We start from the raw sequence: 15,167 nt of genomic DNA, 5'->3' as shown, positions 1-15,167 counted from the left end.
TGCGATGGTCGCCCTCCGCCGCCAGGGCGAGCCCCGCCGCCACGTCCGCGGTCGTCGCGTCCCAGCCGTGCAGGTCGGGGCGGCGGTACTCGAGGTTCCAGGTCTCGAGGCCGCGCCCGGCCAGGTCGGCGCAGAGCGCGTCCATCAGGTCGGCGCCCCAGACCGACCGCCAGTAGCCGCCGTGCAGCACCACCGCCACCGGGACCGCCCGCGGACCGCTCTGCCGCTCTCCTCCCGGACCGCTCCGCGGACCGCCCCCCGAATCGTCCCCCGGGCCGTCCTGCCGGTCGCCTCGCGGGCCGTCCCCCGGCTCGCCCGGTGACCCGTGCGGTGGCCGTACCTCCGCCCACTGGTCGGGGTGCGCGCCGTAGGCGACTCTGCGGGCGGGGCGGCGGAGCCGGTGCACGGCGCGGCGGATCGCCCAGGCCAGTCCCCAGACCCCGCGTCCGTGGAGGTGCTCCGGGCCCGCCGGCTCCGCCACCCGGTGCAGGTCCAGCCAGACGGCGCGAGGGTGCCGGGCGATGAGGGCGCGCGCCTCGGGAGCGGGCCCGGGCAGGACGACCAGAGGGCCGGAGGAATCCAGGACCGCCGCCTCCAGGTCGGCGGGCCCGGAGACCGCCGCGACGCTCCCGCGCACCCCCAGGGCGGCGAACTCCCGGTCGGCGACCTCGGCGAGCAGCCGGAGGTCGGCGACCAGGCCGGGACCGGCGAGCACGCGGACATCAACGACGTCCACGCCATCCGTGACAGGCGGTGTCATCCGCCCATTCTCCCCCAGCGGTCCGGCGCGAACGCCCGGAGCAGGAGCTTCTCGGCGTCGTCGAGACCGGAGAGCGCTCCCCAGGCCGGCCGGGTGCCGCCCTCGACGAATCACGCCGAAATCGGGAAATGATCCCGACCGGAATGATCCCTAGCCCTGGGACGCGTGAGGCGTTAGCGTCTGCGCATGCGCCCTGTTGAGATCTCCGGCAAGAGACTCGGACTGAGGGAAGTGACGCTCGCCGATGTGGACGCGCTGCACGCCGTGTACGGCGACCCGGCGACCACCGAGCACCTGCCGTTCGACCCCCGCACCAGGGAGCAGGTCGAGGAGATCGTCGCCGAGGCGATCGAGTCGGCGGGCGTGCAGCCCCGGCGGCTCTACGTGCTGGCGGTGACCGAGCTGGACGGCGGCGAGGTCATCGGCGTCGCCCGGCTGCACATCGAGGCCGATCACCCGCACAGCGCGGAGATCGGCCTCGGGCTCCGCCCCGACCACTGGGGCCGGGGGATCGGCACCGACCTGATCCGGCTGCTGCTGGCGTTCGGCTTCAAGAACCTGCGCCTGCACCGCATCTGGGGCGCCCGCTCCCCCGCCAACACCGCCGCCCAGCTCGCGATGCTCGTCGCCGGGATGGTCGAGGAGGGCAGGATCCGGCACCACGTGCGGGCCCACGGCGCCTGGCGCGACTCCATCGTGCACTCGGCGCTGGAGGACGAGTGGGAGGGCCACCGCGACACCTGACCGTCCCGGGCCGCGTCCCCGGCGGTCCCCGGCGGCCCCGGGGGGGGCGCTCCGCGGGGGCGCAGAGGACGCGATCGGGGCGCCTCCACCGGCGTCCCAGCACGTTGTGACGGAATCGCTGCCGTTTTTCGGCGACGGAGCGACCGAAATGGCCCTAGAGTTCGCGCGTGTGAGTGAGAGTTCCAGCCTCCCCGTGCGCGGGCGCGCCGTCCGGCCCTCCGGCCGGCACCGCAGGCCCGTGCCTTCCCAGCTCCCGCCCGAGGCCCCCGCGCTCGTGCTGGCCGTACCCGGCGACGCGTCCGGTGCCGCCGCCGAGCTCGCCGCCACCGTCGGGGTCGACAACCCGCAGATCGAGGTCCGCCTGGTCGGCCTCGGCGAGGACGGCAAGGAGCTGACCTCCGAGTTGGAGGCCGCGGCCCGCTCCAGGCCCGAGGACGGCGTGGCCGCCATCGTGGTGCCCCTGCTGACCGGGCCGCACCCCGCCGCCGACCGGATGATCGCCGAAGCCGTGGCGGCGAGCGGGGCGACCGTGACGGTCACCGAGCACCTCGGCCCGCACCCCCTGCTCGCCGAGGCCCTGCACATCCGCCTCGCCGAGAAGGACCTGGCCAGGCCCGACCGGGTGCGGCTGCTCAACGTCTCCAGCCCGGTCGACGCGGTCGTCCTGGCCACGGTCGGCGGGGACCGGGGGGCGGTGGAGGCGCAGCCGACGGCCGTGCTGCTGGCCTCCCGGCTGACGCTCCCCGTGCTGGTCGCCTCCCTGGACGGCGCCCCCTCCGTCGCCGACGCGGCCGAGCGGCTGCGCGGCATCGGCGCCGGGCGCATCGCCCTGTCCCCCCTGCCTGATCGGCCCCGAGGCCGAGGCCGGCCTCGCGGAGGCGGCGGCCGCGGACGCCGGGATCGAGTGCGCCGGACTGCTGGGCGCGCACGGGCTCATCGCCGACCTGGCCGCCCGCGCCTACGGAAGCGTGCTCGCCGAGGCGTAGGGCTCCCCGGGCGTGCCCGCGGCGGACGGAGGTCCCCACGGGCGCGCCCCGGCCGATGCCGGCCGGGATCGTTCCGCCATGATTCCGGCATGACACGTGAACACCGCTACCGGCTCACCGTCACCTGGACCGGTAACCGCGGCGAGGGCACCGCGAGCTACCGCGGCTACGGCCGGGAGCACGAGGTCGCCGCCGCGGGCAAGGAGCCGCTGGCCGGCTCGTCCGACCCGGCCTTCCGGGGCGACCCCTCCCGCTGGAACCCCGAGGAGCTGCTCGTCGCCTCGCTCTCCCAGTGCCACATGCTCTGGTACCTGCACCTGTGCACGGCCGGCGGGGTCGTGGTGACCGGCTACGCGGACGAGCCGGAGGGCGTCATGGTGGAGGACGGCAACGGCTCGGGGCGGTTCACCGGGGTCGTGCTCCGGCCCACCGTGACCGTCGCCTCCCCCGAGATGGCGGCCGCGGCCGAGCGCCTGCACGGCGAGGTCCACGCGTACTGCTTCATCGCCCGCTCGGTGAACTTCCCCGTCACCCCCGAGCCCGTGATCAGGTACTGAGCCGCCTCGGCCCGGTCACGGGACGAGCGACCGGTAGAGCTCCATCGTCCGCTCGGCGATCCGGGCCCAGGAGAAGTGCTCCACGGCCCGGATCCGCCCGGCCCGGCCCAGTTCGGCGGCGAGCGCCGGGTCGGCCAGCAGCCGGTTGACCCGTTCGGCGAGGTCGGCGGCGAACCGGGCCGGATCGTCCGGGGTGCCGTCCGCGGCGGTCTGCTCGATCGGGACCAGCAGACCGGTCGAGCCGTCGGCCACGACCTCCGGGATGCCGCCGGTGGCGGTGGCGACCACGGCGGTCTCGCACGCCATGGCCTCCAGGTTCACGATGCCCATGGGCTCGTAGACCGAGGGGCAGACGAACACGGTGGCGTGGGTGAGGATCTGGATCACCTCGGGGCGCGGGAGCATCTCCGAGATCCAGACGACCCCGGCCCGGTCCCGCTCCAGCTCCCGGACGAGCCCGGTCACCTCGGCGGAGATCTCGGGCGTGTCGGGGGCGCCCGCGCAGAGCACCAGCTGGGCGTCGGGGTGCAGGTCCCGGGCCGCGTGCAGCAGGTGGACCAGGCCCTTCTGCCGGGTGATCCGCCCGACGAACACGACGTACGGCCGGCCGGCGTCGATGCCGTGCTTCTTCAGCACGTCGGTGCCGGGGTTCGGGGCGTACTCGTCGGTGTCGATGCCGTTGTGGATCACCGAGACCCGCTCCGGGTCGATCTCCGGGTAGCAGGCGAGCACGTCCCGGCGCATGCCCTCCGAGACCGCGATGATCGCGTCGGCCGCGGCCAGAGCGGTCCGCTCGGCCCACGACGAGAGGGTGTACCCCCCGCCGAGCTGCTCGGCCTTCCAGGGCCGGAGCGGCTCCAGGCTGTGCGTGGTCGCCACGTGCGGCGTGCCGTACAGCAGCTTGGCCACGTGACCGGCGAAGTTGGCGTACCACGTGTGGCTGTGCACGAGGTCGGCGCCCTCGCACCCCGCGGCCATCTCCAGATCCACCCCGAGCACCTGCAGCGCCGCGTTGGCCGCCGCCAGGCCGTCCGGGACCCGGTAGGCGTCGGTCCCGGGTTCGGACCGCGGGGCCCCGAAGCAGCGGACGCGGGCGTCGGCCAGCGCCCTCAGCTCCCTGGCGAGGTATTCGACGTGCACTCCGGCGCCGCCGTAGACCTCCGGCGGGTACTCGCGGCTCAACAGATCGACTCGTAGATCGACTCGCATGGTCACACCCTAGTGTTTCATCCCCCTTCGCCGGGTTAAGGTCCTGGGTATGAGAGTCCTCGCGATCGTGCTCGCCGGCGGTGAAGGCAAGCGGCTCATGCCGTTGACGGCGGACCGGGCCAAACCGGCGGTGCCGTTCGGAGGGATCTACCGGCTGATCGACTTCGTGCTGTCGAACCTGGCCAACGGCCACTACCTGAAGATCGTCGTGCTGACGCAGTACAAGAACCACAGCCTCGACCGGCACATCTCGCGCACCTGGCGGCTGTCGGCGATGCTCGGCAACTACGTCACCCCGGTCCCGGCGCAGCAGCGGCTCGGGCCGCACTGGTTCTCGGGTTCGGCCGACGCGCTGTTCCAGAACCTGAACCTGGTCTACGACGAGATGCCCGAGCACGTCATCGTGTTCGGCGCCGACCACATCTACCGGATGGACCCCCGGCAGATGGTGGAGCAGCACATCGAGTCCGGCGCCGAGGTGACCGTGGCGGCGATCCGGCAGCCCCTGTCGCTGGCCGACCAGTTCGGCGTGATCGAGACCGACCCGGCGGGGCGGCGGATCACCGCGTTCCGGGAGAAGCCCACCGACGCCGTGGGCCTGCCGGACGCGCCCGACCAGGTCTACGCCTCGATGGGCAACTACGTCTTCCGGACCCAGGCGATGATCGACGCGCTCCGGGAGGACGCGCTCGACCCCACCAGCAAGCACGACCTCGGCGGGAACATCATCCCGATGATGGTCAAGAGCGGCAGCGCCGAGGTCTACGACTTCGCCGACAACGTCGTGCCCGGCTCGACCGAGCGCGACCGGGGCTACTGGCGCGACGTGGGGACCCTGGACGCCTACTACGAGGCGCACATGGACCTCATCTCGGCGCACCCGTTCTTCAACCTCTACAACGACCGCTGGCCGATCTACACCGGCCACGACCCGCTCCCGCCGGCCAAGTTCGTGCACAACGACGGCGACCGGGTCGGCCGGGCGATCGACTCGCTGGTCTCCTCCGGGGTGATCGTCTCCGGCGGCCTCGCGGAGAGGTCCGTCCTCTCCCCCGGCGTGGTGCTGCACTCCCACTCCGTGGTCGAGGACTCCGTGCTGATGGGCAACGTGAAGGTCGGCAGGGGCGCGATCGTGCGCAAGGCCATCATCGACAAGAACGTGGTCATCCCGGACGGCGCCCGGATCGGCTTCGACCTGGAGCACGACCGCTCCCGCTTCGCGGTCACCAACAGCGGCGTCGTGGTCATCGGCAAGAACGAGATCGTCGACCGGTAGGGCCCGCCGCGCCGGCGGGCGGCGGGGCGGGCACGGGTGGTACGGGTGGACGGTACCGCAAGTTCAGCACCTGCCGGGAGGCGGCCGCGGCCGGCTACGGCCCGTACTTCAAGGAGACCGACCCGGAGTACGCCTGGTACATCGACGGGGACGGGGACGGCGTCGCCTGCGACAGCGACCGGCCCTGACCTCCGTCGGGCGTCGGCCCGCTCGCCGTCAGGGGCCGACCGCCCGCCGCCCCTGCTCGCCGTCAGGCGATGACCTGCTCGACGGCGCCGATGCCGAAGTACACCGTGAAAACCAGCGTGACCACCCAGAGCAGCCACGGGATCTCCCGGCTCCGGCCGAGCGCCGCCTGGATCACCGTGTAGGAGATCACGCCCGCGCCGACGCCGTTGGTGATGCCGTAGGTGAACGGCATGATGGCGATCGTCAGGAAGGCCGGGATCGCCAGGGACAGGTCGTCCCAGGGCACGTTCTTGGCCTGGGTCATCATCAGCGCCCCCACCAGCACGAGCGCGGGCGCGGCCGCCGCGGCCGGGACGACCGTCGCGAGCGGGGTGAACAGCAGCGACAGCGTGAACAGGCCGCCGGTGGCCAGGGCGGCCAGACCGGTCCTGGCGCCCTCGCCGACCCCGGCCGCCGACTCGACGAAGACCGTCCCGGCCGAGGCCCCGGCGAGCCCGCCGATCGCGCCGGACACGCCGTCCACGGTCAGGATGGCCCCCAGCCGGGGGACGCGGCCCCGCTCGTCCACCAGCCCGGCCTCGTCGCTGACGCCGATGATGGTCCCCATCGCGTCGAAGAAGCCGGACAGCACGAGCGTGAACAGCACGACCGCGGCGGTCACCGCCCCGGCCCGGGCGAACCCGCCGAACAGGTCCACCCGGCCGAGGAGCCCGAAGTCCGGGGCCGACATCACCGCCTCCGGCAGCCGGGGCACCACGACGCCCCAGCTCGCCGGGTCGACCTCCGCCACCGCGTTCACCGCGACCGCGGCCAGCGCGGTGACCACGATGGCGATCAGGATGGCCGCCGGGACCCGGCGCACGTAGAGCACGACCATCAGCAGCAGCCCCAGGCAGAACAGCGCCACCGGCCACCCCGACAGGTGCCCGGCCGTACCCAGCTGCACGGGCGTGCCGGCGCCCGGAGCGACGAACCCGGCGTCGACCAGGCCGATCAGCGCGATGAACATGCCGATGCCCACGCTGATCGCGTGCTTGAGCGCGAGCGGGATGGCGTTCATGATGAGCTGCCGGAGCCCCGAGACGGCCAGCAGCACGATCACCAGGCCCTCCAGCACGACCAGCCCCATGGCCTGCGCCCAGGTCATGTGCGGCGCGGCCTGGTAGGCGACCACCGCGTTCAGCCCCAGCCCCGTCGCCAGGCCGAACGGCGCGTTGCCGACCACGGCCATCAGCAGGGTGCTCACCGCCGCGGTCAGGATGGTGGCCGTGGTGAGCTGCGGGACCGACAGCCGCGCCCCGGTGACGTCGACGGCGCCGCCCAGGATGATCGGGTTGAGCAGGACGATGTAGGCCATCGCCATGAACGTGGTGACGCCGCCCCGGACCTCCCGGCCGACCGTCGTCCCGCGCGCCGACAACTCGAAGAAGCGATCCACGCCGTCCCCCTCCTCACCTGCGGGGGACGCCCGCTTCCTACCCGTTCAGCGCGATGTCATGGGGGCGGATCGGCACCCGGGGCAGGTCCAGCCCGGTCGCGGCCCGCACCGCGGCGGCCACCGCCGGGGTCGACGAGAGCGTCGGCGGCTCGCCCGCGCCCCGCAGGCCGTACGGCGCGTGCGGGTCGGGGTTCTCCAGGATCGAGACCCGCATCGGCGGCATGTCCAGGACGGTCGGGATCAGGTAGTCGGTGAACGACGGGTTCAGCACCCGCCCGCCCGCGACCTGGATCTCCTCCATCAGCGCCAGGCCCAGCCCCTGCGCCGAACCGCCGTGGATCTGCCCCTCCAGCGCGAGCCGGTTCAGCACCCGGCCCACGTCCTGCACGGCCGCCAGCTCCACCACCTTCACCAGGCCGAGCTCGGTGTCCACGTCGACGACCGCCCGGTGCACGCACAGCGCGAGCTGGGTGTGGGAGTCCCCCTGCCCGGTGACCGGGTCCATCGGGAACGTCGGCCGGTGGCGGTACTCGCGCGTCTCCTCCACCGGGCCGTGCCGCTCCAGCGCCTCGGCGAGCGGGAGACCGCCGGCGCACAGCTCCTCCAGCCGCTCCCGTACGGCCAGGCAGGCCGCCCTGACCGCGCCGCCGGTGACGTAGGACTGCCGGGAGGCCGACGACGACCCGGCCGAGCCGACCGAGGTGTCCGCCCCGGCGACCGTCACCCGGTCGACGCCCAGATCGCCCAGCTCGGTGCGGGCGGCCTGCTCCTGGACCATGACCAGCCCCTGGCCGACCTCCGCCGCGGCGGTGTGCACCAGCGCGTGCGGCTCGCCGCCGAGCAGTTCCACCCGGACCCGGGCGGTGGAGTGGTCGTCGAAGCCCTCGGAGAAGCAGATGTTCTTGATGCCCACGCCGTACCCGACGCCGCGCCGTACGCCCTCGCCGCGGGTGGTCCGTCCCGCGCCGCCGGGCAGGTCCAGCAGGCCGCCCGCCGACTCCGGGGGCAGCGGCAGGGCGGCGAGCTCGCGGAGCATCCCGGCGAGCGGCGCGGGGGAGTCGATGACCTGCCCGGTGGCCAGCTTCGACCCCTGGGAGACGGCGTTGCGGACCCTGATCTCCACCGGGTCGAGGCCGCACGCCTCGGCCAGCCGGTCCATCTGCGACTCGTAGGCGTAGCAGGCCTGCACCGCGCCGAAGCCGCGCATCGCGCCGCAGGGCGGGTTGTTGGTGTAGACGCCGTAGGCGTCGACGCGGACGTTCGGCACCTCGTACGGCCCGACCCCGAGCGAGGCGGCGTTGCCGACCACGGCCGGGGAGGAGGAGCAGTAGGCGCCGCCGTCGAGCAGGATCTCCGCCTTCACGTAGACGAGCCGTCCGTCGCGGGTCGCGCCGTGCTCGTAGCGCATCCGGGCCGGGTGCCGGTGCACGTGGCCGAAGAACGACTCCTCGCGGTGGTAGACCATCTTGACCGGACGGCCGGTGCGCAGCGCCAGCATGCACGCGTGGACCTGCATGGACAGGTCCTCCCGGGCGCCGAACGCGCCGCCCACGCCGGCCAGCGAGAGCCGCACCATCTCCGGCGGCAGGCCCAGGCAGGGCGCGATCTGGTCGCGGTCGACGTGCAGCCACTGGGTGGCGACGAACAGGTCCACCCCGCCGTCCTCGGCCGGTACGGCCAGGCCGGACTCGGGGCCCAGGAAGGCCTGGTCCTGCATGCCGACCTCGTACTCGCCGGTCACCACGACGGGGGCGGTGAGGTCCGCGGCGTCGCCGAGCCCGGCGCCGACCCGGACCGGCTGGTGGCGGAGCACGTTGCCGCGCTCGTGGACCTTCGGGCAATCCGGGTCGAAGGCGGCCCGGCGCGGGTCGGTCACCGCCTCGCGGACCTCGTACTCCACCGCGATCGCCGCGGCGGCCCGCCGGGCCCGCTCGGGGTGGTCCGCGGCCACCAGCGCGACCGGTTCGCCCTGGTGGCGGACCTGGTCGATCGCGAGCACCGGCTGGTCCCGGTGCTCCAGGCCGTAGAACTTCTCACCCGGCACGTCCTCGTGGGTGAGCACGGCCAGCACGCCCGGCATGGCGAGGGCGGGACCGACGTCGACCGACCGGATCCACGCCGACGGGTGCGGGCTGCGCAGCGTCACACCCCAGACCATGTCCGCCAGGTACAGGTCGGAGGAGTAGGCGAACTCGCCGGTCACCTTCAGCGTCCCGTCGGGCCGCAGCAGGCTCTCCCCGATGCCCCGGCTCCGCCGTGTCTCGATCTCGCTCACGACCTCAGTACATCAGCGCAGCTCAGAGCCGGTCCATGGCAGACAGCGCGGAACACGGGGCGCCGCGGTTGGCGACTGTTGCGGTTACGGCGACCCGTCCGGGGCGTTCAGCGCCCCGAGGTCTCCCTCACCGCGGAGCCGGCCTCCCCGCGGGCGGCGAGGATGGCGGACCGCTCCTTCGTCACCAGTTCCTCCAGCACATGGTCTTCCGTCGTCCGGGCGACGTCGAGGGAACGGATCGCGTACAGCTCCGCCTGGTCGAGCTCTCCGAGGAGGCGGCAGGAACGGACGAGGCCGAGCAGCTGGTACGGCTCATTGATGGTCATCTTCGCGGCGTGCGAGCGGGCGAGGCCGGTCTCGTAGTGTTTCTTCGCCGTCAGGGGGTCGTTGAGATCGAGGTGGAGGTCCCCCAGTTTCTCGAACACCGACGCCTCGTAGCGGAGGTTGCCGATGATCCGGCTCTGCTGCAGGGCTCTGTCGAAGGCCGACAGCGCCTGATCGCTCCGGCCGACCCGGTGGAGCACCTCACCGAGTTTGATCAGGGAGAAGCATTCGCCTGATCCGTGGCCGATGGCCTCGCAGATCGCGAGCTGGGCTTCGGCGCACCGGATGGCCTCCTCGTAACGCCGCAGATCGCCGTAGACGTTGGCGAGCCCGCCCAAGGCGCGTTGCTCGCCCCATGGATCGGCCAGCCTGCGGTAGAGGGCCAGTTGCTCCTCATGGTGCACGGCGGCGTCCGCGTACCGGTAGTTGGCGGTGTAGGCATCGGCCAAATGGTTGTGACCCAGTGCCTCGATCAGGGGATCACCGAGCCGCCGCCCGGCACGGAGCGCCTCGTGACTGATCGCGAGAGTGCGCGTCCGGAGGCCGCTGTAGAGGGTGTACCAGAAGAAGGCGAACACCAGGTTCGCGCCGAGCCGGACGGTCTCGCCCTCCTTCTCCGCAGATCTCTCCATGGCCTGGGAGGCGACGCTCATGAGGTTGGCCCACTCCCGTCCCAGCCACGTGTCGGCATCGTGCTCCGAAGCCAGCGGAGCCGGGTTCGTACCGGGTTCGATCCGGGAGTGGGCCAGGACGGGGTGGCCGCCCAGGCGGACGGCGAGATGAGCCGTCGCGATGTATGTCTTCAAAGCCCGGTTCAGCGCGGCGCCGTTGGCGTCCGGGCCGTCGAGCGACGCCTGCTCGCGGGCGAAGAGCCGCACCAGATCGTGCAGGCGGTATCTCCCGGGCTCGTCGCACTCGACGAGATGCGCGTCCACCAGCCGTTCCAGTGCCTGCTCCGCCCGTTCGGCGGGCTCGTCGAGCAGCGCACCGACGACGTGGGCCGTCACGTCGGCCACCTCGAGCACGCCGAGCACGCGCAGGGTCCGGGCGGCCAGCCGGTCGAGCGGATGCGCGCCGCCCGCCAGCAGGTCGTAGCTGACCGCCAGGCTGGAGCGGACCGCCAGATCACCCGCCTCCAGCTCGTGCAGCCGCCGATGCTCGTCCTCCAGCCGTGCGACCAGGTCGGCCACCGCCCAGCGCGGCCGGTTCGCCAGCCGGGCCCCCGCGATGCCCACGGCCAGCGGCAGGCTCCCGCAGAGCTCGATCAGCCGCCCCGTCGCCCGGACGTCCTCGGCGGCCCGCCCGGCGCCGACCAGCTTCGCGAACATGGCCGAGGCCTCGGTCCGGCGCAGCTCGCCGATCCGCACCCGCGCGCAGTCGTCGACCAGGGCGAAGCTCTCCCGGCTGGTCACCAGGATCGCGTTCCCCACCGGGACCGAGAGCAGCGGGCGGATCTGGGCCAGGCCGGCGGCGTCGTCCAGCACGACGAGGACCTTCCGCCCGTCGAGCCTGCTCCGCCACATGGCCGCCGCCTCGTCCAGGTCGTCCGGTACGGCCTGCGGGGAGACCCCCAGATCGCGGAGGAGCCGGCCGAGCACCTCCAGCGGCTCCAGCCGCCGGAGCCCGGGTGTGGCCCCGTGCAGATTCGCGTACAGGTGCCCGTCGGGGAAGTCGCGGCCGACCGCGTGCGCCGCTCGTACGGCCAGCGCCGACTTGCCCGATCCGGGCGGCCCGGTGATCGCGACCACGTGGTGCGGGGGACCGCCGTCCCATGGGGCGAGCAGGGAGCGCAGCCGGACGAGCTCCTCGGTGCGCCCGACGAAACCGGCGAGATCACGTGGCAGCTGGCGCGGTGGCGCCGGTCGGGTCTCGGCGGACTGCGGGGCGTGGCCCGAGGCGGGCGGGACCGGGACCGGTCCGGAGTCCGAGGCGAGGATGCGCCGGTGGAGTTCCTGTATCTCCTGGCCCGGATCCAGGCCGGTCTCCGCCACGAGCACCTTCCTGAACCACTGGTAGGCGTCGAGTGCACCGGATCGGTCTCCTGACCGGTGCAGACCCAGCATGAGCTGTCGTTGGAGCCGCTCCCGCAGCGGATGCTCCATGCTCGCCGGGCGCAGGCAGGAGACGGCCTCCGTATGCCTGCCGAGCCGGAGCTGGAGCTCGGCGAGCTCCTCGAGGACGGAGAGCCGCTCCTCTGTCAGGTGGCCGGCGGCCCGGTCCAGCACCCGGCTTCCCCCGGCGTCCTGGAGAGCATCGCCCCGCCACAGGCCGAGAGCCCGCTCGAAGCAGTGGCAGGCGGCCTCCGGGTCCCCTTCGCGGGCCGCTCGCCTGCCGCGCCGCACGAGGTCCTGGAAGACGAGGAGGTCCAGGTCGTCCGGTCCGAGCGTGATGAGATAACCCGTGTCATGCGTCCTGATGGGCGCGGAGCGCGGATCGCCGGGGGCGAGCAGTTTGCGCAGTGTGTGGATGTAGGTCTTGAGGTTCTGCTCGGCCGACGCGGGAGGCGTGCTGTCCCACAGGGCCTCTGCCAGCTGACCGGCGGAGACGGGCGCGTTGGCTCCGAGGAGGAGCGCGGCCAGCAGCTGGCGATGCTTGCGCCGGGGGAGAGCGACGATCTCGCCGTCAGCGTGGTGCACCGTCAGGGCGCCCAGCACCGAAAATCTCACGCGATGAGTTCCTGCCTCGATGACGCGAAGGCCGCCCCTCGGGCCTTCTGGGGAGCTTCAAAGAATTGATTGTATTTACTTATGCGCTCAAGTCGCCGGATTTCTCGTCCTGGTGACCCGTAATGTATTGGCGGTGTATGCGGGCGGTTAAATCGAAAGAGGTCTCCAATGGGCGTCCTCGGCCTGAGGCGCCTCTCCGTTCGAGGTGCTCATCTGATTACTCTATGTGATCACCGGGGGTTCTCGGAGGAACGACCGGTCCTTCTCCCTGTAAGAACCCCCGCCGTCCCGCAGTGGGAGACAGGCAGGCCGCCGGCCGGAAGAGGAGCCGGTTGAATTCCCGTGATCCGTATCCGGTCCATGGGAAAGAGAGCCCGGGATGCATCGACCTGACGGTGAACGCGAAACGTCGGCGTGTTCGTCGGGCCTGGACCGGGTGTCGTTCTGCTCTTGTGTCTGACCGCGAAATGTGGTTTTCTCACGCCATGCCGCTGTCGTGGGGGGCGGTGATATCCCGGATTCCGGCGAGGTGGCGGTGGGGTGAGCGACGGATATGGGGCGGACGCCCGGCATGTCTCTGGGGAATCGAGGAGGACGTATGCCGAGCGTCCCTGCGGCACGTCGACGTCGCGGGTCGTCGTGTCGTCACAGCAGGTCGCCGAAGGTTTCCCTGCCTTGTGTGAGAGTCGTCCGGCCGTCTCAGTCGGCGTTGTTGTAAGGGCCGTACAGCCGAACCGAAGCCTCTCCCTTCAGAGAGGAAGACGAATCGGCGCCTGCGGCCGTAGCATTGACCGAAACGGCGAATAGGGCCGTGAAGAAGACGGCGAGGGCAGAGAGGGCAACACGTCGGCGCACGGGGGGACTCCTGTCGTAGGTTCTGCTGCTCGACCAACATCTTTCAAGGAGCAACGTGGCTGGTCAAGACTTGGTCGGACAGCGTATCAAGATCATGCGCCGTCAGCGTGGCCTATCCCAGGCGCAGTTGGCGCATCCCGAGTTGTCCGACAGCTATGTCTCCCTCATCGAGAGCGGAAAGCGAACCCCGACTCCCGCGGTGCTGGAGCTGCTGGCTCAGAAACTCGACTGCTCGCTCACCTATCTGATCAACGGCGTGACGACCGAGCAGATGCGGGAGATCGAGCTCGGGTTGAGCTACGCCCGGCTCGCCATGGAGAACGGCGAGGTCGTCGAGGCGCGCACCCGCTATGCCGAGCTGCTCGCCGATGAGGGCCTCGCCGGGCTGCCGCAGCTCCGCCAGGACACCGAGTACGGCCTGGCGCTCGCCTTCCAGGCGTGCGGTGACCTCGATGAGGCGATCGTCCTGCTGAACGGGCTGCGGCAGCGCGACGCATCAGAGATCTCTCCCGAGCGGCACATCGACATCGTCACCCAGCTCTCCCGCTGCTATCGCGAGCAGGGCAGACTGGCGCAGGCAGTGCAGGTCGTGGAGGAGATCCTCGGCGGAGCGGTCCGCCCCACCTGGAACGACGGGCTGATCAGGTTGGGGGTGCAGGCGCTGGCGGCCTACATCGAACGGGGCGACCTGCTCCGGGCCCGTCACTTCTCGGCTGAGCTCGTTGCCGCGGCCGAGATGCTGGGCACTCCTCTGGCGCTCACCCTCGCGCACTGGCAGGCGGCGATCCTGGCATCCGAGGTCGGCGGCGATGACGAGGTCGCCGCGCATTTCGAAAGAGCCGTGGCCATTCAGTCCGAATACGGCGATCCCCGCCGCTATGCGCGACTCCGCGGTGACTACGCGGCGATCATGTCGAAGCTTCGCCCCGAGGAGGCGAGGACCTGGCGTGACCTGCTGGTGAAGGTGGAGAAGGAGCTCGGGGAGAGTTCCGCCAGCTCGATGGACAAGATGCGTTGCGCGATGAGTCTCGCCCGTGCCGAGCTCTTGATGGGTGCTCCCGATCGGGCCGAGACGCACATCCGAGCGGTCTGCGCCATGCTCGACGGTATGCCGGAGGACCTCCAGGCCGACGCCCGCCTCATGGCCGGTCAGACCTTCGCCCAGCTCGGCAACGCGGAGGAGGCCTCGCGGGAGCTGTCGGCTGCGGCCGAGTTGCTGGAGCCGCTGCCGGTCACCCGCTACAGCGCCTACTCCTGGCTGACCGCCGCGCGGATCCTGGAGCGCATCGACGAGACCGACCGGAGCGTGGAGGCCTACCAGCGGGCCCTGGCCTGCGCGGGCCTGTAGAGCACACACGGAGGTGGGGACCGCGCGCGGGCGTCGGTAGCCTTGGGGGTGCCATGAAGACTTCCCCTTTCGCGGCCGCCCTCGCACTTGTCGCGGTCCTCGCCTTCGGTACGGCCCTCGCCCCGCCGGCCCTCGCCCACGACGCGCTCAAGAGCAGCGACCCTGCCGAGAACGCGAAGGTGGAGAGCCTGGAGGAGGTGAAGCTGACGTTCACCGCCCGGGTGCGCTTCCCCAACGTCGTCGTGCGCGACGGGGACGACACGCCCCGCCAGGACGGCAAGGCCGTGGTGGACGGCACGGTGGTGACGCAGAAGGTCGAGGCCGGGCTCCCGCCGGGCCGGTACGTCATCGCCTACCGGGTGGTCTCCTCCGACGGCCACCCGATCGAGGGGGAGATCCCGTTCACCCTGACGGGCTCCCCGGACGCCTCCCCGGTCCCGGCCGAGAGCGCCGCCCCGGCGGAGAGCACGGCTCCCGCCGAGGGAGACCCCGCCCAGAGCGCCGCCCCGAGCGGGAGCGCCGCCCCGGCAGGGTCCGCGC

9 protein-coding genes and 2 pseudogenes are annotated in these 15,167 nt (G+C 72.2%); 6 read left to right on the top strand and 5 right to left on the bottom strand.

The features are described from left to right. Window positions 1-736, bottom strand: a pseudogene (locus tag ACWJ6R_RS14800) (hypothetical protein); the annotation flags it as partial. 210 nt (window positions 737-946) lie between these two features. Here ACWJ6R_RS14800 and ACWJ6R_RS14795 point away from each other — a divergent pair. Then, window positions 947-1,504: a GNAT family N-acetyltransferase gene (locus tag ACWJ6R_RS14795; protein ID WP_449062772.1), complete on the top strand. Its 558-nt coding sequence runs from the start codon at window positions 947-949 to the stop codon at window positions 1,502-1,504. Between the two features lie 238 nt (window positions 1,505-1,742). Next, entirely contained in the window at window positions 1,743-3,047 is a 1,305-nt protein-coding gene (locus tag ACWJ6R_RS14790) for an OsmC family protein (RefSeq protein ID WP_449062771.1), read from the top strand. A 15-nt stretch (window positions 3,048-3,062) separates the two neighbouring features. Here the strand turns inward: ACWJ6R_RS14790 and glgA are convergent, their stop codons facing one another. After that, window positions 3,063-4,256 carry a glycogen synthase gene (glgA, locus tag ACWJ6R_RS14785; protein ID WP_449062770.1) on the bottom strand — a complete coding sequence of 398 codons (1,194 nt, stop codon included), beginning with the start codon at window positions 4,254-4,256 and terminating at the stop codon, window positions 3,063-3,065. A gap of 49 nt (window positions 4,257-4,305) precedes the next feature. On the opposite strand from glgA, the gene glgC reads away from it, so the two are divergent. Both glgC and ACWJ6R_RS14775 read left to right on the top strand, forming a co-directional pair. Continuing rightward, window positions 4,306-5,532, top strand: a complete 1,227-nt coding sequence (glgC, locus tag ACWJ6R_RS14780) for a glucose-1-phosphate adenylyltransferase (RefSeq protein WP_449062769.1) — start codon at window positions 4,306-4,308, stop codon at window positions 5,530-5,532. Window positions 5,533-5,606: 74 nt separating this feature from the next. Continuing rightward, window positions 5,607-5,720: pseudogene (locus ACWJ6R_RS14775) on the top strand (excalibur calcium-binding domain-containing protein); the annotation flags it as partial. A gap of 62 nt (window positions 5,721-5,782) precedes the next feature. Here the strand turns inward: ACWJ6R_RS14775 and ACWJ6R_RS14770 are convergent. The 3 genes from ACWJ6R_RS14770 to ACWJ6R_RS14760 form a co-directional block, all read right to left on the bottom strand. Continuing rightward, window positions 5,783-7,159, bottom strand: coding sequence for an NCS2 family permease (locus tag ACWJ6R_RS14770; protein ID WP_449062768.1), 1,377 nt, complete (start codon window positions 7,157-7,159; stop codon window positions 5,783-5,785). A 37-nt stretch (window positions 7,160-7,196) separates the two neighbouring features. Then, window positions 7,197-9,434, bottom strand: a complete 2,238-nt coding sequence (locus ACWJ6R_RS14765) for a molybdopterin cofactor-binding domain-containing protein (RefSeq protein ID WP_449062767.1) — start codon at window positions 9,432-9,434, stop codon at window positions 7,197-7,199. Window positions 9,435-9,541: 107 nt separating this feature from the next. Continuing rightward, a complete protein-coding gene (locus ACWJ6R_RS14760; protein WP_449062766.1) occupies window positions 9,542-12,424 on the bottom strand; it encodes a BTAD domain-containing putative transcriptional regulator in 2,883 nt (960 codons plus the stop codon). A 910-nt stretch (window positions 12,425-13,334) separates the two neighbouring features. Here ACWJ6R_RS14760 and ACWJ6R_RS14755 point away from each other — a divergent pair. Both ACWJ6R_RS14755 and ACWJ6R_RS14750 read left to right on the top strand, forming a co-directional pair. Beyond that, window positions 13,335-14,627, top strand: a complete 1,293-nt coding sequence (locus ACWJ6R_RS14755; RefSeq protein WP_449062765.1) for a helix-turn-helix domain-containing protein — start codon at window positions 13,335-13,337, stop codon at window positions 14,625-14,627. 53 nt (window positions 14,628-14,680) lie between these two features. After that, the coding region (locus ACWJ6R_RS14750; protein WP_449062764.1) for a copper resistance CopC family protein at window positions 14,681-15,167 on the top strand (487 nt) is incomplete at its 3' end.

It is taken from the genome of Planomonospora algeriensis, assembly GCF_977012225.1.
Note: the sequence above shows the minus strand (reverse complement) of the source record. Positions and strands in the feature narration are given on the sequence as shown.

Excerpts from the sequence above, each read along its gene's own strand:
- glgC (WP_449062769.1), top strand. The coding sequence starts at position 4,306 with ATGAGAGTCCTCGCGATCGTGCTCGCCGGCGGTGAAGGCAAGCGGCTC.
- glgA (WP_449062770.1), bottom strand. The coding sequence starts at position 4,256 with ATGCGAGTCGATCTACGAGTCGATCTGTTGAGCCGCGAGTACCCGCCG.
- ACWJ6R_RS14795 (WP_449062772.1), top strand. The coding sequence starts at position 947 with ATGCGCCCTGTTGAGATCTCCGGCAAGAGACTCGGACTGAGGGAAGTG.